Below are 25,116 nucleotides of genomic sequence, written 5' to 3' on the forward strand. Positions count from 1 at the left end.
TATCAACTATTAAACTTCCATGATAACAAGCTTAGACGCGGTAATGCGCTAAAATTAAACGAGTCACTTCAGCAGCGGATAACTCAGTTGTATCCACCGTATAATGTGCGAACCGATATGCGTCTTTCCGTTCTTCCATAATCGTCTTGATGCGTTCCTCTGCATTGCCTGCTAGAAGCGGACGATTGTCACAGCCGCTAACACGTTCTACAATCACTGCCGGGTCAGCAGTCAGGGCAACAACCCAACCATTCTTCGACATTACGTCACAATTATCCGAACGCAGCACCACGCCACCTCCGGTCGCTATGACCTGTGACTTTTTCTCCAGCACCGAGCATAACATGCGGCTCTCGGCATCACGGAAATACGTCTCTCCCTTGCCAGTGAACAGTTCCGGAATCGTACAGCCTTCCTCTTTTTCCACCGCGGTGTCCACATCAATCAATCGATAACCAAGCTCGCGTGCAAGCATGTCAGCGACGGTTGATTTGCCGGTTCCCATCATACCAATGAGAATAATATTGTTAGACTTGCTCAAGGTGTACACTCCTTTAATTAAAGCAATTCGTGAGCACTTTTGTCCTATCATAACACAGCCCTGCGGACTGGGAAAGACCATCTCCTCACTGACTTCCTTTCGACCATCCGCAAGTACTTCCAAGACAGATTAAGTAACTCCCGGCATCTAAGCCTACGGCAGATCACCCTCAAGCAGTTTTGAGCCCCCAAACATCTCAATCAGTAATCATCCAGCAACCTAACGAACTCCAATGAGCTTATTTACCTAAAATAGGAGCAGTTAAACTTCTAACGAATCTCAGTAAACTTATTTCAAAAAATCACCGTCAAAACCTCGACATCTCGCTGCGAATTATCGAAATAGGGCCATCTGAGTTCGTTAAAAAATAGAACCGGCTCATTTTGCCAAAATAGAGTGTCTCATGTTCATAAGGTCTAGAACCAGCTACATATCTTCTCCATCAACACTATTACTGTATAACACAGTAAAAAAAGAGGCTCAGCGTAAACCGGCAATCACCGGAACGCCAAACCTCTTTTGAGCCCCTTAGCAGGCCATAGCTCCTGATTAAAGGCACTTTGGCCAAATCTAATAGACTTGTATATGTGGTACTACTCCATCCAGTTGTGGTGGAAGCTGCCTTCTTTGTCCACACGTTTGAACGTGTGAGCACCGAAGTAGTCACGTTGAGCTTGCAGCAAGTTTGCTGGCAGACGCTCTGTACGGTAGCTGTCGTAGTAAGAAAGAGCGCTGGAGAAGCCAGGTACTGGAACACCTTGTTTTACAGCAGCCGCTACAACTTCACGCCATGCGCCTTGATAAGACTCAACGATGTTTTGGAAGTAAGGATCCAAGAGCAAGTTTTTCAGAGCTGCGTCTTTATCATAAGCTTCTTTGATGTTTTGCAGGAACTGCGAACGGATGATGCAACCACCACGGAAGATCATGGCAATGTTGCCGTATTTCAGATCCCAGCCATACTCATCGGAAGCTGCACGCATTTGTGCAAATCCTTGTGCGTAGGATACGATTTTACTTGCAAAGAGGGCTTTACGCACGCTCTCGATGAACGCTTTTTTGTCGCCGGAGAACGCTTCAGTCGCTGGTCCATTCAGGATTTTGCTAGCTGCTACACGCTCGTCCTTCATGGCAGACAGGAAACGGGAGAATACGGATTCTGTAATCATGGACAATGGAACGCCGAGATCCAGCGCACTCTGGCTTGTCCATTTACCTGTTCCTTTTTGTCCAGCCGCATCCAGAATAACATCAACCATTGGTTTGCCGGTTTCCGGATCATATTTGGAGAAGATATCTGCTGTGATTTCGATCAGGTAGCTATCCAGCTCTCCTTGATTCCATTCCGTAAAGATCGCATGCAGCTCTTCAACGGAAACGTTCAATACGGATTTGAGCAAGTGGTACGCTTCACCAATCAACTGCATATCTCCGTACTCGATACCGTTATGCACCATTTTCACATAGTGTCCGGCACCGTCTGGTCCAATATATGTACAACATGGATCGTCACCGACTTTGGCCGAGATCGCCGTCAGGATCGGTTCAACCAGTTTATAAGCACTTTCCTGTCCACCTGGCATGATGGAAGGGCCTTTCAGTGCGCCTTCTTCACCACCGGATACACCTGTACCGATGAAACGAATGCCTTTGTCTTCCAACTCTTTGCTGCGACGTTGCGTGTCAGGGAAGTATGCGTTCCCTCCATCAATGATGATGTCGCCCTCATCCAGGTAAGGAAGCAGTTGTTCAATGGTAGCGTCGGTCGCTTTACCAGCTTGTACCATGATCAAAATTTTGCGCGGGGATTCCAGGGATGCTACGAACTCTTCAATGGAGAATGAGCCTGTCAGGTTTTTACCTTCAGCTTCTTTCAGAAGATCATTGGTTTTCTCCGGGGAACGGTTAAATACCGATACTGAGAAACCTTTGCTTTCAATGTTAAGGGCCAAATTTTTGCCCATGACAGCCAGGCCAATTACGCCAATTTGTTGTTTTGTCATCTGGTCCTCCATCCTTTGCTCCAATTAATTTTATTGAAATAAATTCTCAACAATACTCCCATTTTAACGGTTTTATGTATAGAAGTGAACCCCGTGGCACAGCTACGCAACGAGAAAACACCCCAATCTGCTGAGGTGTTCATCGTATTTTCATAAATACGGCCGTATCTTGTCATCCTTCCAACATTAACAGATGTCCAGACAACTGTTTTAAGACTTGACGGCAAGCATTTGCTTTTTCGATATTATCCATCTGCATGGCCGTGTAGAGGCGCTCCAGTTCATCGTCTACTTCCATGCGCAACAACATGAGCCTTTCCTCGCCTTCACGCGAGAGGAACATTTCTTCCATCTCTTCCGCCGTCGGCGCAGGTTCCTTTTGAAAAATGACACGCTGTTTGAACCCAGACACTTCCACGAGCCGAATGACTTCACCGAATAAAATGTTCTCCACAGTCATCTGCTGATCCTTGAAACGCTTCACAACTGCATGCCCGCGTGTATCTCCAATCAGCTTCTCCAGCCACTCTGCAAGTTTTGCATCCTTAATGATATAATCTCCAGTCATCTTGTAGTTCCCCGTGCGTGTCTGTTGAAAGCGGAGCTTTACCAGCTTGCGGCCGGTCCGGACTGACAGGATAAAAAAGGATTCGTCCTCGCTCCAATATAGTGAATATCCCTCACGAATAAGGTCTCTGATCAAATTTTGGATATGCCGACGGTTGAACCGCAGCTCCAGATTGCAATATTCAACTTCATAACTCTTATTCACGGCACTCCCTCCATCTGTACCGGATCAACTCCGGCCCTCGTCTTCAATCGCTTCTACTCAATCGGCTTACCCTATTTTATACTTCATTTTATGTAAGGGTACTTGGTTATTTGACTATTTTTCACCGAAAGGACCGCCGGATTGCAGCTTTCCGCAGACGCACAGGGGCAAGCCCCCGATTATCGTGATATATTGGACGCGAAAAAGGGAGCCCCACAACCAAGACGGTTGGTGGAACTCCCTTTTCTTTTGCTTATTTGGCCGGAGCGGTGCGAAACGGATTGCGGGATAACACAAAGTGCACAACGGCAAGTCCTGCCATGACGATGGCACTGCCGATGAATGGAGCCGGATGGCTCACGTGGTCCCACAGCAGTCCAGAAACAATAGGTCCTACAACCATGCCTGATCCCTGCAATGTAAGGAAGAATCCCCAGATCGCTCCCCGCTCTCCTTTGGGAATCAGCGTGGCTACAAAAGCATTCCAGGCGGGTAAAATCATGGCATAACTGATGCCCACCAGCATGACAACACCAAACACCACCGGAATGGATGTTATGGAGGAGAATGCAAACAGACTCGCTGCCGCCATCAAAAAACCAACGTTCAGGAACGGTTTCGTGCCAAACCTGTCTACCATTTTACCAACAGGTAGCAAGGCAATGACCGTTATTCCACCACCTGCAATCAGCAACAAACTGTATAGATTCGGTGAGATGTGCAGGTCTGTGCGTGTATATAGCGTGATTACTGGACTGAGCAGCCCGATGACAAACGACTGCATAAACAGGGCAGGATACACCAGTGGATTAACATTAAGTGTGCTGCGTACCCGTTGCAGTGTGTCCTTCACACTCTTTTGCAGCCGGATGAACGGCGTGAGCAGATTTGGTTTGGCTGGATATTTCACATCACTATTCTTCGCTACTTGCTCGGCATGCTCTCCTTCAACAATGACACGTCCAGGAAGAATCATGGCCACCAGAATAACGAGAATGGCACAACCCATCAGCACGAGGAATATGGTGCGATAATCATGATGCGTGCGCTCCAGTAGCCAGTTCATGCCTATAGGTCCAAGCCCAGTTCCGCCGAGAGCAGCCATCTCCAGCGCCCCCATTGCTGTACCATTTTTGTTCTGTGGGCCTGACATCGCCGTCACGCCTGTCATGGCGCAAGGCCAGAGTGGTGACGTACCAATGCCAAGAATCAGACAGGCCATGGCCAGTCCAACGGCACTTTTGAGAAAAAGGATCATAATAACAGCGATTAAGGTACAGATTAATGCTGTAACCATCGTTGTGCGGAACCCGATCCGTTCTGCTGCCCAGCCGGAAGGCGCCCGGAACAGATTATCTCCCAAATATTGAAGAGCAAATGCCACACCAATAACGCCTGCGGACAGACCCAGAATATTGTCCATATACACGGGCAAAACAGCTACCAACAGAGCCCCTTTGATAATTTCAACTAGAAAAAGTGTCAGCCACATCGCGATAAAAAATGGTGATCGCAAAATTTTGGCTGGTTTTGTATCGGTTTGCATTCTTTTTCCCCTTTCGGCGTTCATTTGCCTATTCCCTATCCTTAGTGTAACCGTGGGGAATGTGTCCAAATCTCGGCAATTCAAAAAATTGTCGATTATACTGTTGCATTCGGTTCTTAATTTGCTATACTCATCTTTGTTTACCAATTTTATTAGGAAGGGTTGTGACAGCACTGATGAATCACCACCGTACGCCGCTGTTTACCGCTTTAAAAAATCATGCGGCACTCAATCCGGTACAGTTTCATATTCCGGGCCATAAAAAAGGATTGGGAGCGGATACCGAATTCCGTGAATTTATTGGCGATAATGCCTTCTCCATAGATTTGATTAACATCGCACCGTTGGATGACTTGCATCAGCCAACCGGTGTCATTCAGGAAGCACAGATTTTGGCAGCAGATGCCTTCGGAGCCGATTATACCTATTTTAGTGTACAAGGCACAAGCAGTGCCATTATGACCATGATTCTGTCTGTATGCTCACCGGGTGACAAAATTATTGTGCCCCGTAATGTGCATAAATCGGTTCTGTCCGCGATTATTTTCTCAGGCGCCAAACCCGTATTTGTTTCTCCTTCACAAGATGCCAATCTGGGCATTGACCATGGAGTAACTACACAGTCTATCCGTCGCGCACTTGAGCGTCATCCAGATGCCAAGGCATTGCTTGTAATTAACCCGACCTATTACGGCGTGGTTACCGATCTTAAAGAGATTGTTGAGCTGGCACACAGCTACCAAGTTCCTGTACTTGTTGATGAAGCACATGGCGTACTCATTCATTTCCATGAGGATCTGCCGTTGTCTGCGATGGCAGCAGGTGCCGATATGGCTGCAACCAGTGTCCACAAGCTTGGTGGCTCCATGACACAGAGTTCCGTACTCAACCTGAACACAAAGAATGGGTTCGTGAATCCACAGCGTGTACAGACGATCCTGAGTCTGCTCACCTCAACATCAACTTCATACATTTTGCTTGCTTCACTCGATACATCAAGACGTAACCTGGCACTCCACGGTCGTGAGATTGCACAGAAGGCGATTGAACTAGCTGAGTTTGCCAGACGTTCGATTAACGATATGGATGGCCTGTATTGCTTCGGTAGAGAGCTGCTGGGTACAGAAGCGACCTTCAACTATGATCCAACCAAAGTAACGATCCATGTTCGCCATCTGGGTATTACAGGGTATGAGACAGAGAACTGGCTACGTGAACATTACAACATTGAGGTTGAACTTAGTGATATGTACAATATTCTGTGTCTCATTACGCCAGGAGATACGGATAATAGTGTGGATATCTTGCTGAACGCTTTGCAGGATCTCTCCCGTACCTATTATCAAGTGAACCCGGCCCATGAACTGGTCGTAAAAGTTCCGGATATTCCACAGTTGATGCTGACTCCACGTGATGCATTCTACGGTGATACCGAAGTGATTCCGTTTAAGGAATCCGCAGGACGTATTATCTCGGAATTCATCTATGTCTATCCGCCAGGAATCCCGATCCTGTTACCGGGTGAGGTTATTACCCAGGAAAATATCGACTACATCATCGATCATGTCGAAGTTGGATTACCCGTCAAAGGACCCGAAGATCGCAGCGTAACCAACGTTAAAGTGATCGTGGAAGCCGATGCCATTTTCTAAAACAACCTCCTTGCGCTGTGCAGGGGATAAACTTAAAGGACCAAGCCCTAGCTTGGTCCTTTTTTATTTTATGGGACAAGCGAGTTTGCATTTTCCCGTCTATTTCGTCGTTCAAACCGGTGGTGTAAATGCTCGTATACCTCTTGAAAAACAAACAAAAGGCCCCCTGAGATCAAGGAGCCTTCATGTTATGTTTCCAAAAGAATGACTATTCTTGTGATGCAACGAGTTCGTTGTAAGCCGCTTCAACGCGGTTCCACTCTTCTTCGTCTTCAATATTGTAGAGCACCATTTCCTCGTCTTCTTCTTCCATACGCAGGATGATGCCGTCAGCTTCAGGATTGTTACGTTCCAGCAGGAGCGCATAAACATGCTTCTCCACGTCAAACGTCTCCACCAAAACCATCTCCACGTCTTGGCCGTTCTCGTCTGTTAATGTGAGAAGGACTTCTTCATGCTCGTGGTCGTGGTCGTGGTCTTGCCCGCATCCGCAGCCATCGCCGTGTTCATGTGTGTGATCGCTCATTGAAATACCTCGCTTTATAAATAGAAATTGTGTAACCTTGCATATCGTAACATGTTCAATGACACAGGTCAATTTAACTCACAGGGTTATTTTTGCTTCAATCGTTCAGCGCTGTAATGATTTTCTCCGCTACCAGGACGTAGCTGCTATTTGCATTTTCTTTAATATGAAAGCCGACCTGATACTTGCCGGCACGACTGAAATCATACGTAAAATCATATGTGCGGAACCAGAAGTTATCCTTCTGGGTCGTAAGCTCCTGTGACTGGATATCCTTCACCTGACCGCTTGGATTGGTAATTGTTACTTTCACCGCAGCTACATCTGCTGTCAGACTGTCCACTTGTGAAAATACATTGAATTTCAGCTTACCTACGTTAACGTTGCCAAATACAGTGTCTCCCTTGAAGAGAAAAATATGTACATTCGGTTTGATCACCGTTACTCTCTTGTTACTGCTGTCCCATTTGACGACGCCTCCGGCTTCCCTGACAGGTACATAGGTCGTTCCATCAATGAGATAACCTCCATCAGCTGCTTCCTTGCCGTTAATGAGAACACGAATCTTCTCGTTCACCGAATCTGCAAACAATAGAGACCCGCCGAGCAAGGAGAATACCGTGACACAAAGCAATATTCGTTTCCATTTCATCCCGTCAATATTCCCTCCCCTGCTGCTAGCTGTTGTACATTTATACTGCAGATTCATCCACAAAGTTGCGCTGTTTTTCATCATTTTTCATTTTTTATCCAGAATTTTTTCCACCCCTTGGAACGCACAAAAAGAGGCGATCCTCATTAAAGGATGCCCCTGATCTATAATTGTTATATATACGGGATTATACGAAGAGTTATGAAGAAGTATGGCGGGTCAATATACAGGGAACGCCCTTGCCTAAAGCCCCTTCAATTCTCATACGTGCAGCGTAATCCATACCTCGTGTACATGGTGTCTTACATCTCTCGCATACATCCGATGTGACCAACTTCATGGATACACGTATTTTATCACTCTTTAATGCGGGAGCTTTCTTACCTTTTGCCTTTGCCATCCCGGATTCCCCATTTCCCCAAGTGCTTACTAATGTAATGCATCATATGGGGATTCGCCCGGTTGTGTGTCTATTTAGAAAACGTATTTAAATAATAAAAATATGACAAGAAGGATACCTCCGAGAATGAGCCAGTTGCTGATTTCATACCAAATGCTCTTGCCTCCGGACAGGTATTTCTGTTCATTCTCCTGATGACGCTGACGGTGGGTATCGGTCTCAGAGCCATGGGGTGGTTTGCTAAAATCCATCATAAGTACATTCCCCTTTCAGCAGTTTTGTGTAAACTTACTACCATTATAACCCACAATTGAGTGCGAAATTGATTTTTATGCATAAAACACCAAAAAACCTCCGATTTCTCGGAGGCTTCTTATCTACAAATAGTATCAGTGATTACGCCAGTTCCACGTTAACATTCACGTTCCCTTTGATTCCTTTGGAATATGGGCAGTAGTCATGGGCAAGTTTCACAAACTTCTGTGCTGTTTCTTCATCTAGACCAAGGATTTTAACTTCCAAATCTACTTGAAGCTTCACGCCGTTATCCTCAGAGTCCGTCACCAACATTACGGTTGCAGCTACCGTACTTCTTTCAATCTCAACTTTGTGTTTCTTCAATTGAAACTCCAGTGCGGAGTTAAAACAAGCACTATACCCTGCTGCAAACAACTGCTCCGGATTGGTAGCTGTCGTCACTTGTCCTCCGAGTTCAGGCGGTGCAGCAACATCCAACATAAACACGTTATCTGGGGATTGTACGATGCCTTGACGTCCGCCTGTATTGATGACTGTTGTTTCATATAATGTTTTCATTTGTGAAAACTCCTTTAGTTGATTAGATTTATTTTGACTAAATTTTGACTTCTATTTTATCTCTAACAATTACATTGTACACAATTAAATTGTGTATGTAAATAGTTAATATAAAAAAATATAGTTTAAAACACGTTTGGAGAATAATTCATTTCTAACCCCGGACAAGCCCAAACCTAAAGTCAGTGCACTTTCTGAGTTGTTCGCTGTAACCACCAAACTTGGCCTGACTTTATTCTCTAAATAAAAATGGTACCCAAACACTGCACTTCATTTTCAAAGTGTCCGTGTTTAGGTACCAAATCACTGCATGTATGTCTTCTTACCGATCCATGCAGATAATCTATTTATTCTCGTCCTCATTCCAATTCAAATCATGCACCTTGTTCATCTTCCGACTTCTCCCCAGTTTGATTAATTACTCCAGATATCCACTTTCATCTGTGCACATTTGAAATACTTGGCCTCGGCCTTACTTGTAGTCAGTTTCAAAAGACATTGCAGTTCTCCATGTTGGAACAAACCACCGCTAAGGTCAGCAGCAACACCGCCATATTGATCATCCGCACCAAGCCATACGGACGGTCTCTCGAACCCAGCTGAGAACTGTAATCCGGTACAGAGCAACACAGTGAGATTCTTACGGTTCTGTGCTTCATCTCCTGCTACGCCATGTGTGGTGAAGAACACCATGTTTTGATTAAAATCCGTGTACGTTCCATCTGCTTTATAGGCACGGACCATACCATATTTCTGATTTACGTTTTGAAAAAAAGTGATTCCGGCCTTGCTATCCTTCGATTTAATGCCAACCTGAACTGAGATTCCAATGTTCCCGTTTAATTGTAGCGCTTCCAAAGTGATTGCAATTGCGGTTACTTTCGAGCTGTCAATCAGATGTTTCATTTTTAACTCTGCCGTGGCTCCTGCCGTTGTCGGAGTTGTAACGGTAATGGTCCCTCTGTCGGGCAAAGGCTCAAACGTAGGGGTGCCCACCACCTCCACCCAATCCGGTAACGTTCCGTAAAGAAAATCGGCCACAAGCTGTTTGTGAACCTTTCCAAAGGGCACGATCTGACCCGCTGCATCACGTATAACCATCTCTACACCCCCACCGAATAGGCTACACCGATATTATGATCGGTATTGTAATACACGTACACTACGCCGTCCATAACGGACACCATCAAGGATTGCATATTGGTCGTTTCCCAATTCAATGCCGGAAAATATATATCTGTAGGTTTGTCCAGCAGTTGACGAAAGTCTGCGCTGATCTTGGCAATGGCTGGCCGAGCTACCGTCGTAACCCCACCGGAAGCATAAGCTGATAACATACCCAGCCACCACATGCTCCCTTTGTACATAAATACACCAGCATTGGGTCTCGAAATGTTTTCTCCTGCACTTAAAGTGGCATCATTCCCACCCATTAATGGTCTTGGATCAGCTAACCAGCTACGTCCGTCATGTGAATGCCAGATACATTTACGACCAAAGTCCCCACCGCCCATCACTGAGAAACCGATCCATTTGCCACCATTTCTGAAACACGAGAAATATCCGGTATGACCATCACCTGGGAACCCGGGAGGTTTGTCCAAAATCAAACCCACTCTTGTCCAGTTGATCATATCTACAGAGGTCGCAAGTGCTGTTGATTGATTGATCCCCAATCCGTTTTGTTGATAATACATAAAGAACAATTGTTCTTCATCGTTCCAGATCACAAATGGAGTTTCCGTCGAATTCCCAACCACAGTATCGAGATACACCTGTCCGTGTTTGGTCCATGGTCCTGTCGGGCTGTTCGAGTAGGCTAGTCCAATTCCTCCGATGTGATTATGGTTGGTAGAATACGTAGCATAATAATCTGCTTTTGCATCAGGGATAAGCCCCTTCACCTTGATCGCCCGAAACCAATAGATCGATTGAAGACCCGCCATTGCAGCGGTATACATAGGATTGTCCATTTTTTTATCAAATTGAGGCGTGTACATCCGTCTGGTTTCTGCATCACAATAATCATAAGGCGCAACGGCCCTGTTTGCCTTCATCGCTGCGCCCAGTGCTGCCTGAGCAATATTTTCAGTCATAGACATGAGAACTCAACTCCTTCGTGAGCAGGGTATTACCATTTACCGGTCGCGAACATAAAACATCCGAAGTGTCCTTTAATAGGATTGATAAATCAACAACATTACCCTCATTCGCAACCGGCTCCTGAGTAACACAAAGGATAGGACAAATTCTAGCATTATATGAATACGCTTTCATTTTGTTCATTCCTTTATTTCCTTTACAGTTGTAATCAGCAACTGTCCCTTTCATTGGTACGCCCGGATAATGTTGATCCTTCATATTAATCCCTCCTATTGTTTTCTCCCGATAAGTATATTCATGAAGTTGCCTTTGTGTTAAAGCATTATGCCCATCTTGTAGCCTATTATTCTAAGACTGGTTCTCATATAAAACATAAACAGGCTAACCAATACAAATTGGCTAACCTGTTTGAACGAAGAAACTGCAAAACCAACTCCTTATTACTCCGCAAAAAGTGATGATATGGGATTCGCAACTTTTTTATTGGATTTCTCCTTGCCTTGGTTATCCAATACATAGTACTGGTAAAAGTCGTTAGCGAATCCGATAGACTCCTGTATTTTCAGCTTAAAAGCTTCAAATGCCGCATCACTCAGATGATCCTCATTCCAGAAATAATGAAGCATCAATCGATTCTGGTTATAGGGATGTTTGATAACATATGCACCCGCGGCGAGAGGTTGATCCATGGTATTTTTCCAAGTAAAACCCGTCTGTTTCGTCCGGTCGATAATGTTGAATTTTAAAGCCTGCACCAATCCGTTTGACTTGGCATTGCCAATGACAATAAGGTTGCTGTTGCCGATCTCTTTTTTCATCTTTTGCTTCAGTTCCTTGCGATCCCGTATAATGTCGTATCTCATACCAGTCATATCAAGGAATCCGGTCAACTGATTAACCATATCTTCCTGCTGTTTAGTTGCAAGCTTACTCACCTGATCGCTGAGCACAATGGTTAATTCCTCGCCTTGAAGGACTTTGTCCATCAATCGATTCATCACTTCATATGGCAGATCAGGGATCATACCCATGACAGCCTGATATTGCACTTGTAAGACATCATGCACATAGGCGGCGGTCTCTTCCTGTGATAATTGGTATTCCGGCTTTAAGACAAAATCAGGCTGATATAGGGCCATCTGCATTTCTGAACGTATTTCTTCACCAAGCACATCTTCAATGGTTTGAAGCAGCCCCTCTACCGTTGCATTTTGGTACACGTAGCGTTTGAAATATGTCTTCATCAACTCGTCAAATTTCTCTTCACCGACGGAACGGTAAAGCTGATAGATCGCTTGTCGCCCCTTCTGATAATATACCAAACTTGCCAAATCCCCAGCTTCATCGTTTGTTGACGCAATCGCCATATCTACGGGCGCAGTATCAAACTGTATGGATCTGAATCCATTTAGCTTATCTCCCTGTTTCTCGGCAAAATACACCATGGAGAAATCAGCAAAGCCTTCATCCAGGAAGGATTCTGTCTCCGAATTATTACCGATCAATGCATGGAACCACTGATGCGCTATTTCATGAACAAATGTTGTGTCTTCTTCTGGAACAGCACCATTTTGAATCTGTCCCATCTGGATGAGCCTCGCATACTCCACGGCAACGCCTTGTACATACGTCTCGACAATTCGGAACTCTGGATAGGGATACTTCCCATACTTGTCACTATAGAAATCGATGACCTTGAATGCCTGATTAATGTACCGGTCAATTATCTTTTTCTTGGATGGGTCATCGTTGAAATAATAATACTCCACCGTCAGACCGTTACGGGTAACGCGTTCCACTTGAAGATTAGGACTTGCAAAGAAAACAAACTCCCTCGTATTCTCGGCTACAGCAGACACAATCTTACGACCATGTTCTGTACTGTTTTGAGTGGTGATCGTGCCCGGCATGGCAACCTGATACTCATCAGGAACATTTAAATCAACTTCATAATCCGCTGAGGTATAATATTCACTCTCAAATGTTTGACTATACGGCGTCTTGTTCCATTGATGCTTAACCTCGTCGTATACAGACATCACCGGGAACCAGTGTGCACCATTGATCATGTCCTTGTAGTAGGAAACTCGCTGTGAGCCATAGGGTATATTCAACTGAAACTCCAGTTGGAATGATACCGATTCACTTGGTTGAACGGGCTCTTTCAACTGCACGGTCAACGCCTGGTTTTCCTTATGGAAGTCCAGCGGTTGGTTATCTGCGCTTACAGCCTGAATATCGATGCCACCCAGAAAGTCCTCTGCTGTTTTCTCCGGGTGATCTTCACTAATCTTTTCATTATGCTGTTGGTACATGCTCGCCTGTGTAGACCTGGAGAGGTTTGCGTCAGCATATGTATGAAGGACCACCTGCTGGAGGGTATCCTTGCTTGTGTTGTGATACGTTACCTTCTCGCTCCCCTGGATCGTCATGTCCTTCTCATTCAACCGAGCCTGGATCTGGTATTGAATCGGAGTCTGCTCTATCGAGTCTTTCTGTGTGTTATATATCTTCGTAGATACAGGTGCTGGGCCTGCCTCCGCGGCAACAACCCCCATGTTGGCAAGTGGGCTTGTTGCCAGTATTAAAGCCAGTGTACCCGCGATCCCTACTCTGGCTAACTTTGATGTAAATGGACTTGAATAATTCATAAGTTCTCTCCTTCTCCTGTTCTATATTGACATCAGAACCAAGTATAGAAGACGAACCTTACGCTGAATTTATGTTTTATTTAAGTTTTGTTTAAAAAGAGGAAGAGAAACTGTGCCATTAAATTTATTATCAACAAAAACCACCTACACATATTATTGGAGGTAGCCATATTATTATATAAAAAAACAACTCCTCTTGAGATATAATTCTCAAAAGAAGTTGTTTTAATTTTTCATATAGGACGAGTGGGGATCGAACCCACGACCCTTACCCTGTCAAGATAATGCTCTCCCGCTGAGCTATCGCCCTGTAATAATTATGATGTATCAATCACGGTCGTACTACTAAATTTAACTGAGCTAACAGATCATGATATATAATTGTTTCCCAATCAAGTAACAGTATCATATCAAGTAACCGTGTTCATTGTCAATGATTTATTTGGTTATAATTCACCCGAAATGGTGCACAATAAAGGAAAGATTACCATTTCAACACGAGGTGAATTCCCTATGAGAAACTTAACAAAACGGTCAAAATCCAATAAATATACATTTACCAAATGCTTCTTTCTCTTTGCTGGGCTTGTGATTCTCAGTACAAACGTTACGGGTTGCGGCTTGGAGAAGGATGAACATACGGTACAATTCCAACAATTACAACAGCCCAATGAAAATAGTGAGTCTCTGCCCGTCTGGCTGGACGTATACTCCAAATCTGTAATTCAAGATGTGTATTCTCCGCGAGGAAGCAGTGAAGTCTTGCCGTGAAGGTTAACAGGTGAATTACTCATCTTCATCCCACTTGCGTGAGTATGCTTTCTTCGTAACGTAATACAACAGAGTAATCATTCCCGCCGACATTAGCAATGTAATTACCATGATGCCTGTCATGCCTATCACTCCCCCCTCCTCTCCCAATATGTTCCAGACTTCACTATACAGGAAAAACATTTTTTTGTATAATTCAGTCTGATATGTCGCGCAAGAGCAGAAAGAAGGAATGGAATTGGCAGCTGAGATTAGTTATGTATCAACAGAAGAACAACTGGAGCAAGCCCTGGGAATTCGCCATCACGTATTTGTTATCGAGCAACAGGTGCCTGCCGAGATTGAGATTGATCAATATGATGTCATCAGTCCGGATGTGCATCATGTATTGTTAAGTACGGATGGCCAAGCTGTAGCCACAGGTCGTCTGATCTATTACAGCAAGGATACAGCCAAAATGCAGCGAATCGCAGTGCTTGAATCACATCGTTCATTTGGTTATGGACGTGTGCTTCTGCTCGCGATGGAGGAGCTGGCACGTGAACTCGGCTTATCCTATTCTGTACTGGATGCGCAGTGTCAGGCACAGAAATTCTATGAAAAACTGGGTTATGAAGTGATTTCGGAAGAACCTTTTTATGATGCAGATATTCTGCATGTTCGTATGAGAAAGAGCTTGTAAAACCTCAGCGTTGGCAGGTCTTATCAGCATATGGTGCATACTTCCGATGAATTCGGATAGGCTAATCAGGTAAGCAGATTCCTATCTCGTCATATAAGGAGAGTGTGACATCATGGATCAAACGACACGCGAGAGTTTCACAGCCGTACAGAAAAATGGTGACGGTGACCTGACAGCTTTTCAGACTTCAGCAGGACGTGTACTGGATTATCAGCAGGCACTTGCAGAAGTAAAAGCTGGTGCTATTGCCGGTGTGAATGTATTTAAAGGCAAGGATGGCGAAATGTACATTCGCGGCGATGCCGACGGTGACCCAACCAACAACCTGGACCAACTTCCCCATTTCTAAAATAGATGCACATGTCGTACATGTGACACAGTAAGCGCCGATCCGGATATCCGGGTTGGCGTTTTCTTATATTCACTGGAGGGTGTCTTCAAACCTACTGAAAGCCGAACTCAGGCCCACGAGCGGTAACGAATCTGAGGCGTCTTATTCAAGGATTTGAAGCCCCCTTAGAAATTGAAGGAATCTGAGACACGCTATATCAGAATTTTTGGCCTTTATAGCGTTTTTGTCAGGGGATTTAGGGAAATAAGGTGTCAGATATTCCTTATAATCTAAAAAGAGAGCGGAAGGCCTAATAAGACGTCCTGTGTTCCTTAGAAAATCATCTACTCATTCGCCAGGATCAGCCAACTTGGACTCCCAGACTGTTTAGATGCTGACATCCATCATCGTATAGCTTGCTTAAGTTTGAGACACACCTAGTAGTCCGTAAAATATTTTACGGAATCACCGGAAGGCTGGCTTTTGCGAATCGGTTGTTGTACCTGTTCCCATGCCTGCAAAATCTGTATCCCTTCCAGAGTAGACCTGCTCCCCCACGCGATGTGCCCGGTGCGTTCAAGCTCCAGCAAAGACTCATGAATGTAAGCTCTGCTTCGTCCCGTCTTGTTCTCCAGTTCATCCATACGCGGCAGCCTGCGCCGTTGTCCTGCATAGTTCACCATAATACGCAAAATCTTGCGTTCAAAGTCGTTCAGCATACTTTACCTCCCCATTCAGATCGGTAACAGGACGCCATGCCAGAATACCTTGCTCCAGAAATGTTCGGGGCGAACCTTCTTTTCCCGCTGATGCTCTAATCATCCCGCCACGTACACTGTTAATTCGAATCTGTCGCTGCGTAATCTGCCCTGCACGATCCATGTAGACAAGCTCCACCATCTGGCCAATATATTTCCCTAGCATAATCATCCCTCCGATAAGAACGTTTGTTTGTATTTCATATTATATGCGAACATAAGTTCTTTATTCAATAGTAAAAAAAGGATTTTGTAAAATAAAAAAAACCAGACTTTCACCTTAATGATTAAGGCAGTCTGGTTCAACCCATAGTATAGCTAATATGAAAACATGGCTTGTAATGACCAAGTTCAGCGGATCAGTGTCGATCCGATTCCGAAAATTCTACTTTCTTTAACTGCTGTGTAGATGGATTAAAATCAACATTCACATAGACTGCGAATTGTTTGCCGTCTTTCGCACGAACCCATAGCTTGAACTGTTCCCGTGATTGATCTGCTGTTAGAGAGGTGCGACCGATATGCTTATAGTCCAAAATATCCACATTATACTTGGTCTGTGTTTCTTTGACCGCAATAATTCCCCACTTCGCATAATCAGGGATGGCGGCGCCTGTGCCTGATGTAATTCCGGCTAAACTCAGAACTACCGACATGACGGTAACGATGAGCATTCTCATTTCACTCACTCCTTGGGACAATATGTTTCTGTTATATTGCCCGTCCGGGTTTCATTTTACACGAATAAACGAAAGATCCAGGCCAGTGGCCGTAGGGAAAAAGGAACCACATGAACAAGTCGGTCAAACGAATCAGGAGGCTCCGTCCGGAAACTCATTCCCCAGTCACCCGAGAAAAAGTGTTGTTGTGTCTTCGGCTCCTCAGGACGTTCCAACCCGTATTTCTTTTCAAGCCTTTGCCTCGTTTGTTCATCCACCTGAACCTCGTTCGTAACGTCATATGCTGTGGCAGGCTCGCTGCTTATGTACATTTGAATCATTAGAAACATCACAATCCCAACTATTTGTATCCAACGCTTGTTCATCTCTTACTCCTTTATGGATTCATGACTCTTTTCTCTTGTACGTGAAGACTCGTTTGAATGTTTGATTATACATAAATTTGACCGTATTGGAAATAACAAATGGGAGAAGAGTTGGGGCATGCGTTATGCGATGCTAAAGTCCCATTTGGTTGATTTTTTGTTTAAAAAACCCAATAAACGTGTAATAGGCCATGACAGAGTGACTTCACGATCTGAAACTCTACACGATCTGCAATACCAATAAGAGGAGGTTACACCCGAATGTTCAAACGCTTGGATGAAATCCTGATTGAGATTCCCAATGTCGAGAAGCCAGATCCGAATGCTGCAGCAGCTATACAAGAATTACTCGGCGGCAAATTCGGAGAAATGTCAACGTTGAACAACTACCTCTATCAATCTTTTAATTTTCGATCCAAAGAAAAGCTGAAGCCCTTCTATGACCTCGTCATGAGCATTACGGCCGAAGAATTGGGTCATGTTGAACTCGTGTCTCATGGTATTAACAAGTGCCTCAGAGGTTCAACCGAGTACAAAGAACCCGACGATACACCGCTAGGTTCCGTAAAAGATGCTCGTCTGTCGTATCACTACCTGGCAGGTGCACAAGGCGCAATGCCTTTTGACTCTATGGGTAATCCATGGACGGGAGCAAACGTCTTCAACAGCGGCAATCTGGTCGAGGATCTACTGCATAACTTCTTCCTAGAATGTGGCGCTCGTACCCATAAAATGAAAGTATATGAGATGACGGATCACCCGGCAGCCCGGGAAGTGGTTGGTTTCCTGCTGGTACGTGGCGGTGTGCATGTCGTGGCATATGCAAAAGCACTTGAGATTGCAACTGGCGTAAATGTGACCAAGCTGGTTCCTATTCCTTCACTGAACAACAAAGCCTTCAACGAGGCTCGCAAATATGAAGAAAAAGGGGTACACACCAAGCTGTACACCTATAGTGATAAAGATTTCAATGCGATCGGTCAGATCTGGAAAGGAACTCACCCCGAAGATGGACAACCTCTTGAAGTCATCCAAGGGATACCTGAAGGATTCCCGATTCCAGAAGCTCCTGCGGTCGAGGAAGAATTTGCACCGGGCATCTCACAAGAAGACTTTAAGGAAATTGCACGTCGTCTAAAAATGGCGGGGAATATTGCGGATTAAGGAACAATTTGTTTAACAGGTTCTTTCCCTATATATAGGTTTTTTAACTCTATGTTTAAGTGAAGCCCTCGAACCCTGCTGCTTAATGCAGAGAGGATTGGAGGGCTTTGTTATACTAAATTTATGATACAATTTTATGGTGCAAAATAAGTATGTTGTATGCACGTCATTTCCTGAGAACTTAGCTGTAAAAGTAAACCGGATCTCTGCTGACATCGTTAAACTTAGTTAAACTCCAACACCGATTCCTCACGCTGACTCATGACTTCAATTAGCATGTTGGCACCCAGACGAAAACCTTGTGCAAACGCTGCTTCCGTATGCATGCCCTCACATCTGCCACACAAGTCAAATAACTGTTCAAGCTCAAGAAATTCATTCTCACTCAAACGATTCTTCCATTGCTCTGTCAGAGCTGCAATCTGCCGCCCTAACGCTTGGTATTCAGGATGTGTCGGCATCATCATCTCATCCGGTCGAAGTCGTCCATTATATAATGCTTCTAATATCGAATTCATGTGCATCCTCCTGTATATCAATTCGCACCTCACTTGAATGAACGTTCTGCACATGGTAGGATATTTATGCAGTCGCTCATTTAAGTGATTGCGGGATAGGAAGCAGCGGTGTTCTTCGTGGGACTTACGCTGCTTCCTTTTTTCATTTTTGGAGTTCGTCGTAAATCTTCTCTATCCCTTTGCGAACGATGTCTGATCGGTTCGTATTCAGCTTCTCAGCCGAAATATCGAGCTTGTTCATAATTTCCTCGTCAACACGTATCTCAATCGTTCTGCTTTTGGGTTTGTCAGATTTAGGCCGCCCCATCTTTTTGGCGGACATTTGCTTCACCTCTTTTTTTGTCCTGACAATAATATAATGTTGTCAGGACAAAAAGTCAATGTATTTGTAAAACATACGTTCGTTTTTGTGACAGCAGATTCATAGATAAATGTATAGTCTATAATCCGTTTGAATGATAAAAAAACAACCTTGAACGGCTAGGCGCTCAAAGTTGTTAGAATACTATTCACTCTTCCATTGGCTTTCCATATCTCACTAAGACATGCCAGAGTAATTTTAACTCTTGTAGAACTTCTCTGTAGGTTCCTCTATCGCTCCAATGGCTTGGGTTTCGTTTCAAGTCCATAGCTGCGGAACCAATGATATCTGCATCAATCAAATCACTTTTTGCAATTCTTTTGGCTAATGAAGGCATCGAAGTACCTCGAAAATCCATTGGAACGTCATCAACCAATAGTGTAAAGCCCATGTGCCAATGGAGATCAATGGAATACTTTAAACATATCTGCTCTAAGATTCTTCCTGTATGTGTGCCTTTAAATGATGGGTCGGCAACAAGCAACTCTACATCTTTTTCAAGGGAAATATCACCATGAACCTGAGCTTCGATATAATGGTCCAGATTTCGGTTTGGCTCTTGGTTAGATGGATTTTGGAATGGTTTCTCAAGATTGACGAGCATATGATCGATTAACTTTTGAACCGTTAGATTTCTTTCACCAATGGCAAAACCACTATTGAATACATCCCTCATAAGAGCAGCCAAAATGAGGTCAAATTCCTCATACGTTCCCTTTTCCTCGGGGTCTTGGTGAGAATCCAAATATGTATACGTGCAACGTTGAGAGACCTCAGTGGATAAAAGGAAGTAACATGATCCAAAACGCGGAGCAGGTCCATCGGGATGTAACATAACATTGAGTGCCCCATACTTGGGCCGTTCACTATTGGTTGAGCCATTTATTTGGTACGCTCCGCCAAACATTTTATTTTCCCAAACGTCACGTTCACCACCTGAAAATGCGGATACACTTCCATTCGATAAGAAAGTCTCAAACTGACTTTTATAAACTCCCTGCTCAAGTAGTGCTTCAGCCACGCTTTTCATGGTCGGATCTAATCGATCTGGGTGAAAGTGTAGCGCAATACTTGCATGAGATTTTAGTTTATTGATAGCTTTTTCAAATGTCTTCAGCTCGATGTTGGACATACGAAGGATTTCTCTAATGGTTTGCTCCGCCTCATTTTTGCGGCTTCTTGCATAATTGGTTACATGCTCTTGAGCTAATTGCTGAGACCTTGATAGTTTCATGGGCAGAGGAGTCCTTTCCCTTTTTATAAAATCATAATGGCGGTTTCCTTGTTTATCATATAGATTGTAGCCTAATATCCCCACTTACCTCTCGTTGGTCTCCCTTCATCTTTTCCAAAAGTTCCATTATAACCTCATCCAACCCCTCTAGTATCTCATCATGTGTAGGAGACTCAAGTATCCTTACCAAATCCGACCGTAATATGCTTAGATGAGGTACAGGCAATCGATCAATTAATCCAACCAAAATAAAATATTCCCAAGTAGAATCTTGGGTTTGCAATACATCCTTAATATGAGGAACTAAGTCCTCGCCTAGTCTCAATAGTATATCCTCTACCGGCTTAGAGATAGGCCAATTCCCGTCTTGCAACCACTCCATAAGCTCTGGGATGATAACTTTTAATTCGACATCACTGAACTCACTTAACTTACGCACCGCTTCATAATCAAACTTATCGCGGGGAAGGCACTCCCTAAAATCCATTTAAACTTCCTTCCTCATCTCAATGTGCAAAATCATAAACTCCCTCTGTTACTCTACTGGCTCTATATCCTCTACTCTGATCTCAATTTCATCTTGATTCTTCGTTGTTGACATCGCGTCTCTTATGCGAATCACCCACGTTCCTGCATCCTGATAGAATTGTACATCTTCAATCACAGGAACACGTACTTTTTCTCCATCTGGTGAATATAGTCCACCTCGAATAGCGTCCGCCTCACTTAGATGAGCACCGTCTGGAGTATTTGGACAAGATACCGCTATCTTTTCTGCTCTGGCCTCCCCAGGATAGGGTTGATTTTCCGGGCCTCCATCCGTCCAGACTTCAACATAAGAGCCGATCTGCGGATCAGGCGCATTGGAGAACCATTTTGCCGGATAATACCGACTTCCTCCTCCGTTCGCACTGAAATCCTCATATGCAGGATCAACCACAAGAATGGAATTGTCTTTGCGTTCAACCACATAACCAGTGAATCCATCTTCACTTGGTGCATTCGCTTGAGTCTGCACAGAGTTGCATTCGTTTGATCCTGATCATCCCGTAAGGCATACGATTAGGATTGAGAGCAATATGAGGACTCGATGAAGATTGGACATCTGTAAATCCCCCTTTAATAACACCTCTTTCTAAATTTAACGTTCCATATCAGTTTATTGTTACAAATACAGCGGTTAGCTCACCCTTAACTTCCTGACGGGCTCAACACGATCAACCCAAATATTCACTTCTTCATATCCCTTTTATACACGTACCTTCCCCATACCACCAACGCCGCACACAACAAGATCACACAATAAGCCCATACAAAAAACATGGCAAGCCCCAACCCGATGTTGGCATCCAGGCGCTTATCAAAGATCTCTGTGTATAGCGAAAAACCGAGTGGCACGGCGCCAACAACGAAAAGTCCAATGGACCATCCACCCCAGCGTTGTAAACCGGACCCCGCACGAGTACTGGAAAGTTTGCGAATCCCTTGAGTCAGTAGCCACCAAATCAGAATAAATAATAGACAGGTTATAAGAATTTTCAGCATATCATTCAACTGCATATCGTGTACCTCCTATATCTTGCAAGATGATGAACATATCTTACACGTTAAGTGTTCTCTTTACTATATTACCCGTTTCCATATCCATGATCACAGGCAGATATGAGCACAGTACCCCTGACCCACAATTGATCATGAAAAAGAAAAAAACGCCAACGTCCTGACTCCTTCCAAGTCAAGAACGATGGCGTTACTTCTCGTATTTACATTGTTACATCCACATAGGATAGGATAGGTTACGCGCCAAACTGCGCATAGTGAAGGCGGCTGTACACCCCACCTGCTGCGAGTAATTCTTCATGACGTCCCTGCTCCGTAATGCCTTGTTCAGCAACGACAATAATGCGGTCTGCATTTTTGATCGTAGCCAATCGGTGAGCAATAACCAGTGTGGTCCGGCCCTCGGACAGTTCAGCAAGGGATTGCTGAATCGCCGCTTCCGTTTCTGTATCCAGCGCGGATGTGGCTTCGTCCAGGATCAGAATTGGTGGGTTTTTCAGGAACATACGGGCAATAGACAAACGCTGTTTCTGTCCACCGGACAGCTTCACACCGCGTTCACCAATTAACGTATCCAATCCTTCCGGCATGGATTGAATCAAAGGTTCCATCTGGGCACGTCTAGCGGCCATCCAGATTTCTTCTTCGGATGCATCCAGCTTACCGTAGGCAATGTTCTCCCGAATGCTTCCATCGAAGAGGAACACGTCCTGTTGTACAATCCCGATATGACTACGCAACGAGTCTAGTGTCATATCCTGTATCTCCTGCCCATCGATTGTGATGCGACCTTCCAGCACATCATAGAACCGCGGCAGCAGACTGCATAGCGTTGTTTTACCTGCCCCCGATGGACCGACAAGCGCTACAGTTTCACCTGCACGTACGTTTAGATCAATACCTTTGAGAACAGGTTCCTGATCGGAATAACCAAAGGTCACTTGCTCATAACGGATATCTCCACGCAAATGGGATACCGTAACGGCTCCTGGACGATCTTCCACATCCGGTTCCATATCGAGTAGCTCCGTATAACGTTTGAAGCCTGCAATCCCTTTTGGATACGTCTCAATAACCGAGTTGATCTTCTGGATCGGTGTCAGGAACACATTGGACAGCATAATAAATGCAATGAACTGACCGTAGGTCATACTGCCTTGAATGACAAACCACGTTCCGCATACCAGGACAAAGAGGGATACCAACTTCATCAGCATATAACTGACAGAGGAGTTCCAGGCCATGATTTTGTATGCGATTAGTTTGGTCTGACGGAAACGACCGTTGTTCACAGCGAATTGTGCTTTTTCATGCTCTTCATTAGCAAAAGCCTGAACAACACGGATACCTGTAATATTGTTCTCTACGCGAGCGTTGAAGTCCGCAATATCACCAAACATTCGGCTGAATGCCTTGGACATTTTGCTACCAAAGTAGAGCGACAGATAAATAATCAGCGGTACGATGATAAAGGTTAACACCGCCAGATTCCCGTTAATACTCATCATGATGCTGAATGCACCAATTAGCGTCATGACCGCGATAAATACATCCTCTGGACCATGATGGGCAATCTCACCGATATCCATCAAGTCGTTAGTCATGCGGGACACGAGGTGTCCTGTTTTTGTATTATCGAAGAAACGGAACGATAACTTCTGCACATGATTGAACAGACTTTTACGCATATCCGTCTCAATGTTAATACCGAGCTTGTGTCCCCAATAAGTAACCACGAAGTTGAGAAATGAATTCAATAAGTAGATGCCGAGCAATGCCAGACACGCCCATAGAATCCAGTCCCAGCGGCCGCCTGGCAGCAGATCATCAACTACCCGGTTGACCGCCAGTGGAAATGCCAGCTCCAGCAGGGCGACTAAAATCGCACAACTGAAGTCAAGAATAAAGAGCTTTTTGTAAGGCCTATAATAGGCAAAGAAACGGCGAAGCATGGACTGAAGTCCTCCTTATGCAATCACACAATGATGATTACGTTCTATTTCGTCTTGCTTAAGAGGTACAGGAAGTATGGCGCACCAATAATGGCAACCAGGATCCCCGCAGGAATCTCCGAAGGCTGCAGGATGACACGACCCAGCGTATCTGCAACCAGCACAAGCAATGAACCAATCAGCGCAGATGCGGGTAACAGGAATTGATGTTTTGGACCCACCAGACGACGTGCCAAATGCGGTCCGATCAGACCTACAAAACCGATCCCCCCACTCACAGATACACATGAGCCGGCAAGTCCTACAGCAGCCGCAAGCAAAATCAGTCGCTCACGCTCAACCGGAGTCCCGAGTCCGCTTGCAGTCTGGTCCCCCAGATTCAGTACGTTCAATACACGTGCCTTATACAGAACAAGCGGGACAAGAATAATAAGAAACGGTAGCAATGCCGTTACAAATTTCCAGTTCGAACCCCAGATGCTGCCTGCCATCCAGGTAGCTACAAATTGATACTTTTCCGGACTAAGCCGTAACGTAAGTACGATCATGGCAGAACTGATTCCCGCCGCTACCCCGATCCCCGTAAGTAACATACGAGTAGGCATAATGCCCTCTCCTTTTTTGTAAGAGAGAACATAGATCAGAAATGCAGCAAAACCGGAACCGATCAGGGCCAGAATTGGCAAAAGAAATACCGGCGCTGCTGTCGTTGTCGGGAAAAAGGAAACAAATAACATGACGACCAGACCAGCACCTGCATTAATCCCCAGGATCCCCGGATCTGCCAATGCATTCCGAGATACTCCCTGCAAAATACAACCAGATAACGCAAGTCCGGCCCCGACCAGCACCGAAATCACAATACGTGGCAGACGGAATTCAAACAGGATCAATTCCTGTTTCGCCGTGCCTCCACCAAACAGGGTTCGCAACACCTCAAGCGGCGAAAGCTTGGTAAAACCTGTGTTCATGCTCACCACAAAAGCCGTAATAATTAATAGGGCAAGCACAATGAGGACAATCGTACTCTTGGTTCTCTTCTTGCGCTCTGCTCCAACAATTGTTGAGGATTCCATCG

At 44.8% G+C, this 25,116-nt stretch carries 29 protein-coding genes and 1 tRNA gene; 5 read left to right on the plus strand and 25 right to left on the minus strand.

Annotation, left to right across the window (positions count from 1 at the left end; all coding sequences use genetic code 11):
• Positions 1-31: 31 nt before the first annotated feature.
• The 4 genes from MHI52_RS20875 to MHI52_RS20890 form a co-directional block, all read right to left on the minus strand.
• Positions 32-541 (minus strand): shikimate kinase, encoded by a 510-nt coding sequence (locus MHI52_RS20875; RefSeq protein WP_255319713.1) that lies wholly within the window; start codon positions 539-541, stop codon positions 32-34.
• Between the two features lie 593 nt (positions 542-1,134).
• Positions 1,135-2,544 carry an NADP-dependent phosphogluconate dehydrogenase gene (gene gndA / locus MHI52_RS20880; protein WP_405157567.1) on the minus strand — a complete coding sequence of 470 codons (1,410 nt, stop codon included), beginning with the start codon at positions 2,542-2,544 and terminating at the stop codon, positions 1,135-1,137.
• Positions 2,545-2,716: 172 nt separating this feature from the next.
• A complete protein-coding gene (locus tag MHI52_RS20885; protein WP_036614719.1) occupies positions 2,717-3,316 on the minus strand; it encodes a hypothetical protein in 600 nt (199 codons plus the stop codon).
• A gap of 253 nt (positions 3,317-3,569) precedes the next feature.
• Positions 3,570-4,862, minus strand: coding sequence for an MFS transporter (locus tag MHI52_RS20890; protein WP_127550832.1), 1,293 nt, complete (start codon positions 4,860-4,862; stop codon positions 3,570-3,572).
• A gap of 176 nt (positions 4,863-5,038) precedes the next feature.
• Here MHI52_RS20890 and MHI52_RS20895 point away from each other — a divergent pair, with 176 nt between their 5' ends.
• Positions 5,039-6,514, plus strand: coding sequence for an aminotransferase class I/II-fold pyridoxal phosphate-dependent enzyme (locus MHI52_RS20895; protein ID WP_026080977.1), 1,476 nt, complete (start codon positions 5,039-5,041; stop codon positions 6,512-6,514).
• Positions 6,515-6,722: 208 nt separating this feature from the next.
• On the opposite strand, the gene MHI52_RS20900 is transcribed toward MHI52_RS20895, so the two are convergent.
• From MHI52_RS20900 to MHI52_RS20940, 9 genes are all read right to left on the minus strand, one after another.
• Positions 6,723-7,040, minus strand: coding sequence for a DUF1292 domain-containing protein (locus tag MHI52_RS20900; protein ID WP_036614722.1), 318 nt, complete (start codon positions 7,038-7,040; stop codon positions 6,723-6,725).
• A 97-nt stretch (positions 7,041-7,137) separates the two neighbouring features.
• Positions 7,138-7,692, minus strand: coding sequence for a copper amine oxidase (locus tag MHI52_RS20905; protein WP_036614723.1), 555 nt, complete (start codon positions 7,690-7,692; stop codon positions 7,138-7,140).
• Positions 7,693-8,166: 474 nt separating this feature from the next.
• A complete protein-coding gene (locus MHI52_RS20910) occupies positions 8,167-8,346 on the minus strand; it encodes a hypothetical protein (RefSeq protein ID WP_017687398.1) in 180 nt (59 codons plus the stop codon).
• A 142-nt stretch (positions 8,347-8,488) separates the two neighbouring features.
• Positions 8,489-8,908, minus strand: a complete 420-nt coding sequence (locus tag MHI52_RS20915; protein ID WP_017687397.1) for an organic hydroperoxide resistance protein — start codon at positions 8,906-8,908, stop codon at positions 8,489-8,491.
• Positions 8,909-9,322: 414 nt separating this feature from the next.
• On the minus strand, positions 9,323-10,009 hold the full coding sequence (locus tag MHI52_RS20920; protein WP_047843708.1) for a hypothetical protein: 687 nt from the start codon (positions 10,007-10,009) through the stop codon (positions 9,323-9,325).
• Positions 10,010-10,011: 2 nt separating this feature from the next.
• Positions 10,012-11,010 (minus strand): hypothetical protein, encoded by a 999-nt coding sequence (locus MHI52_RS20925; RefSeq protein WP_405157568.1) that lies wholly within the window; start codon positions 11,008-11,010, stop codon positions 10,012-10,014.
• Complete coding sequence (locus MHI52_RS20930; protein ID WP_405157569.1) at positions 10,997-11,269, minus strand: hypothetical protein; 273 nt, start codon at positions 11,267-11,269, stop codon at positions 10,997-10,999. The genes MHI52_RS20925 and MHI52_RS20930 overlap by 14 nt, the downstream gene beginning before the upstream one ends.
• A 182-nt stretch (positions 11,270-11,451) precedes the next feature.
• Complete coding sequence (locus tag MHI52_RS20935; protein WP_405157570.1) at positions 11,452-13,662, minus strand: M1 family metallopeptidase; 2,211 nt, start codon at positions 13,660-13,662, stop codon at positions 11,452-11,454.
• 238 nt (positions 13,663-13,900) lie between these two features.
• Positions 13,901-13,972 (minus strand) — tRNA-Val (locus MHI52_RS20940).
• 203 nt (positions 13,973-14,175) lie between these two features.
• Here MHI52_RS20940 and MHI52_RS20945 point away from each other — a divergent pair.
• From MHI52_RS20945 to MHI52_RS20955, 3 genes are all read left to right on the plus strand, one after another.
• Positions 14,176-14,433, plus strand: coding sequence for a hypothetical protein (locus MHI52_RS20945; protein ID WP_340028865.1), 258 nt, complete (start codon positions 14,176-14,178; stop codon positions 14,431-14,433).
• Between the two features lie 238 nt (positions 14,434-14,671).
• The gene (locus tag MHI52_RS20950; protein WP_036614958.1) at positions 14,672-15,115 is read left to right on the plus strand and encodes a GNAT family N-acetyltransferase; all 444 of its coding nucleotides are present in this window, start codon (positions 14,672-14,674) and stop codon (positions 15,113-15,115) included.
• A gap of 112 nt (positions 15,116-15,227) precedes the next feature.
• Positions 15,228-15,464: a DUF3892 domain-containing protein gene (locus MHI52_RS20955; RefSeq protein WP_017687389.1), complete on the plus strand. Its 237-nt coding sequence runs from the start codon at positions 15,228-15,230 to the stop codon at positions 15,462-15,464.
• A gap of 419 nt (positions 15,465-15,883) precedes the next feature.
• Here the strand turns inward: MHI52_RS20955 and MHI52_RS20960 are convergent, their stop codons facing one another.
• The 4 genes from MHI52_RS20960 to MHI52_RS20975 all read right to left on the minus strand — a co-directional run bounded on the left by MHI52_RS20960 (position 15,884) and on the right by MHI52_RS20975 (position 17,249).
• Complete coding sequence (locus MHI52_RS20960) at positions 15,884-16,165, minus strand: hypothetical protein (protein ID WP_405157571.1); 282 nt, start codon at positions 16,163-16,165, stop codon at positions 15,884-15,886.
• Positions 16,149-16,370, minus strand: coding sequence for a hypothetical protein (locus MHI52_RS20965; protein ID WP_017687387.1), 222 nt, complete (start codon positions 16,368-16,370; stop codon positions 16,149-16,151). Before MHI52_RS20965 ends, MHI52_RS20960 begins: the two co-directional genes overlap by 17 nt.
• Positions 16,371-16,563: 193 nt before the next feature.
• On the minus strand, positions 16,564-16,884 hold the full coding sequence (locus tag MHI52_RS20970; RefSeq protein ID WP_405157572.1) for a DUF3889 domain-containing protein: 321 nt from the start codon (positions 16,882-16,884) through the stop codon (positions 16,564-16,566).
• Positions 16,885-16,940: 56 nt separating this feature from the next.
• A complete protein-coding gene (locus MHI52_RS20975) occupies positions 16,941-17,249 on the minus strand; it encodes a hypothetical protein (RefSeq protein WP_338587910.1) in 309 nt (102 codons plus the stop codon).
• A gap of 261 nt (positions 17,250-17,510) precedes the next feature.
• Here MHI52_RS20975 and MHI52_RS20980 point away from each other — a divergent pair, with 261 nt between their 5' ends.
• On the plus strand, positions 17,511-18,413 hold the full coding sequence (locus MHI52_RS20980; RefSeq protein ID WP_091014199.1) for a manganese catalase family protein: 903 nt from the start codon (positions 17,511-17,513) through the stop codon (positions 18,411-18,413).
• A gap of 224 nt (positions 18,414-18,637) precedes the next feature.
• Here MHI52_RS20980 and MHI52_RS20985 read toward each other — a convergent pair whose 3' ends face one another.
• The 8 genes from MHI52_RS20985 to MHI52_RS21020 form a co-directional block, all read right to left on the minus strand.
• The gene (locus MHI52_RS20985; protein ID WP_047843715.1) at positions 18,638-18,931 is read right to left on the minus strand and encodes a DUF6809 family protein; all 294 of its coding nucleotides are present in this window, start codon (positions 18,929-18,931) and stop codon (positions 18,638-18,640) included.
• A 142-nt stretch (positions 18,932-19,073) separates the two neighbouring features.
• Positions 19,074-19,253 carry a ribbon-helix-helix domain-containing protein gene (locus tag MHI52_RS20990; RefSeq protein ID WP_017687382.1) on the minus strand — a complete coding sequence of 60 codons (180 nt, stop codon included), beginning with the start codon at positions 19,251-19,253 and terminating at the stop codon, positions 19,074-19,076.
• A 187-nt stretch (positions 19,254-19,440) separates the two neighbouring features.
• Complete coding sequence (locus MHI52_RS20995) at positions 19,441-20,526, minus strand: DUF3626 domain-containing protein (protein WP_127550815.1); 1,086 nt, start codon at positions 20,524-20,526, stop codon at positions 19,441-19,443.
• Between the two features lie 55 nt (positions 20,527-20,581).
• The gene (locus tag MHI52_RS21000) at positions 20,582-21,013 is read right to left on the minus strand and encodes a DUF5071 domain-containing protein (RefSeq protein WP_405157573.1); all 432 of its coding nucleotides are present in this window, start codon (positions 21,011-21,013) and stop codon (positions 20,582-20,584) included.
• 48 nt (positions 21,014-21,061) lie between these two features.
• Entirely contained in the window at positions 21,062-21,544 is a 483-nt protein-coding gene (locus MHI52_RS21005) for a DUF3221 domain-containing protein (RefSeq protein WP_405157574.1), read from the minus strand.
• A 212-nt stretch (positions 21,545-21,756) separates the two neighbouring features.
• A complete protein-coding gene (locus MHI52_RS21010; protein ID WP_127550806.1) occupies positions 21,757-22,086 on the minus strand; it encodes a hypothetical protein in 330 nt (109 codons plus the stop codon).
• Between the two features lie 236 nt (positions 22,087-22,322).
• Positions 22,323-24,038 carry an ABC transporter ATP-binding protein gene (locus MHI52_RS21015; protein WP_076250814.1) on the minus strand — a complete coding sequence of 572 codons (1,716 nt, stop codon included), beginning with the start codon at positions 24,036-24,038 and terminating at the stop codon, positions 22,323-22,325.
• Between the two features lie 44 nt (positions 24,039-24,082).
• Entirely contained in the window at positions 24,083-25,114 is a 1,032-nt protein-coding gene (locus MHI52_RS21020) for an iron ABC transporter permease (RefSeq protein WP_036674863.1), read from the minus strand.
• Positions 25,115-25,116 lie beyond the last annotated feature (2 nt).

It is taken from the genome of Paenibacillus sp. FSL H8-0283, assembly GCF_045040675.1.
GTDB lineage: Bacteria > Bacillota > Bacilli > Paenibacillales > Paenibacillaceae > Paenibacillus > Paenibacillus amylolyticus.

Bases quoted from the DNA above. Each gene is read 5' to 3' on its own strand.
- gndA (WP_405157567.1), bottom strand. From the start codon at position 2,544: ATGACAAAACAACAAATTGGCGTAATTGGCCTGGCTGTCATGGGCAAA.
- MHI52_RS20890 (WP_127550832.1), bottom strand. From the start codon at position 4,862: ATGCAAACCGATACAAAACCAGCCAAAATTTTGCGATCACCATTTTTT.
- MHI52_RS20895 (WP_026080977.1), top strand. From the start codon at position 5,039: ATGAATCACCACCGTACGCCGCTGTTTACCGCTTTAAAAAATCATGCG.
- MHI52_RS20900 (WP_036614722.1), bottom strand. From the start codon at position 7,040: ATGAGCGATCACACACATGAACACGGCGATGGCTGCGGATGCGGGCAA.
- MHI52_RS20905 (WP_036614723.1), bottom strand. From the start codon at position 7,692: ATGAAATGGAAACGAATATTGCTTTGTGTCACGGTATTCTCCTTGCTC.
- MHI52_RS20910 (WP_017687398.1), bottom strand. From the start codon at position 8,346: ATGATGGATTTTAGCAAACCACCCCATGGCTCTGAGACCGATACCCAC.
- MHI52_RS20915 (WP_017687397.1), bottom strand. From the start codon at position 8,908: ATGAAAACATTATATGAAACAACAGTCATCAATACAGGCGGACGTCAA.
- MHI52_RS20920 (WP_047843708.1), bottom strand. From the start codon at position 10,009: ATGGTTATACGTGATGCAGCGGGTCAGATCGTGCCCTTTGGAAAGGTT.
- MHI52_RS20925 (WP_405157568.1), bottom strand. From the start codon at position 11,010: ATGTCTATGACTGAAAATATTGCTCAGGCAGCACTGGGCGCAGCGATG.
- MHI52_RS20930 (WP_405157569.1), bottom strand. From the start codon at position 11,269: ATGAAGGATCAACATTATCCGGGCGTACCAATGAAAGGGACAGTTGCT.
- MHI52_RS20935 (WP_405157570.1), bottom strand. From the start codon at position 13,662: ATGAATTATTCAAGTCCATTTACATCAAAGTTAGCCAGAGTAGGGATC.
- MHI52_RS20945 (WP_340028865.1), top strand. From the start codon at position 14,176: ATGAGAAACTTAACAAAACGGTCAAAATCCAATAAATATACATTTACC.
- MHI52_RS20955 (WP_017687389.1), top strand. From the start codon at position 15,228: ATGGATCAAACGACACGCGAGAGTTTCACAGCCGTACAGAAAAATGGT.
- MHI52_RS20960 (WP_405157571.1), bottom strand. From the start codon at position 16,165: ATGCTGAACGACTTTGAACGCAAGATTTTGCGTATTATGGTGAACTAT.
- MHI52_RS20965 (WP_017687387.1), bottom strand. From the start codon at position 16,370: ATGCTAGGGAAATATATTGGCCAGATGGTGGAGCTTGTCTACATGGAT.
- MHI52_RS20970 (WP_405157572.1), bottom strand. From the start codon at position 16,884: ATGAGAATGCTCATCGTTACCGTCATGTCGGTAGTTCTGAGTTTAGCC.
- MHI52_RS20975 (WP_338587910.1), bottom strand. From the start codon at position 17,249: ATGAACAAGCGTTGGATACAAATAGTTGGGATTGTGATGTTTCTAATG.
- MHI52_RS20980 (WP_091014199.1), top strand. From the start codon at position 17,511: ATGTTCAAACGCTTGGATGAAATCCTGATTGAGATTCCCAATGTCGAG.
- MHI52_RS20985 (WP_047843715.1), bottom strand. From the start codon at position 18,931: ATGAATTCGATATTAGAAGCATTATATAATGGACGACTTCGACCGGAT.
- MHI52_RS20990 (WP_017687382.1), bottom strand. From the start codon at position 19,253: ATGTCCGCCAAAAAGATGGGGCGGCCTAAATCTGACAAACCCAAAAGC.
- MHI52_RS20995 (WP_127550815.1), bottom strand. From the start codon at position 20,526: ATGAAACTATCAAGGTCTCAGCAATTAGCTCAAGAGCATGTAACCAAT.
- MHI52_RS21000 (WP_405157573.1), bottom strand. From the start codon at position 21,013: ATGGATTTTAGGGAGTGCCTTCCCCGCGATAAGTTTGATTATGAAGCG.
- MHI52_RS21010 (WP_127550806.1), bottom strand. From the start codon at position 22,086: ATGCAGTTGAATGATATGCTGAAAATTCTTATAACCTGTCTATTATTT.
- MHI52_RS21015 (WP_076250814.1), bottom strand. From the start codon at position 24,038: ATGCTTCGCCGTTTCTTTGCCTATTATAGGCCTTACAAAAAGCTCTTT.
- MHI52_RS21020 (WP_036674863.1), bottom strand. From the start codon at position 25,114: ATGGAATCCTCAACAATTGTTGGAGCAGAGCGCAAGAAGAGAACCAAG.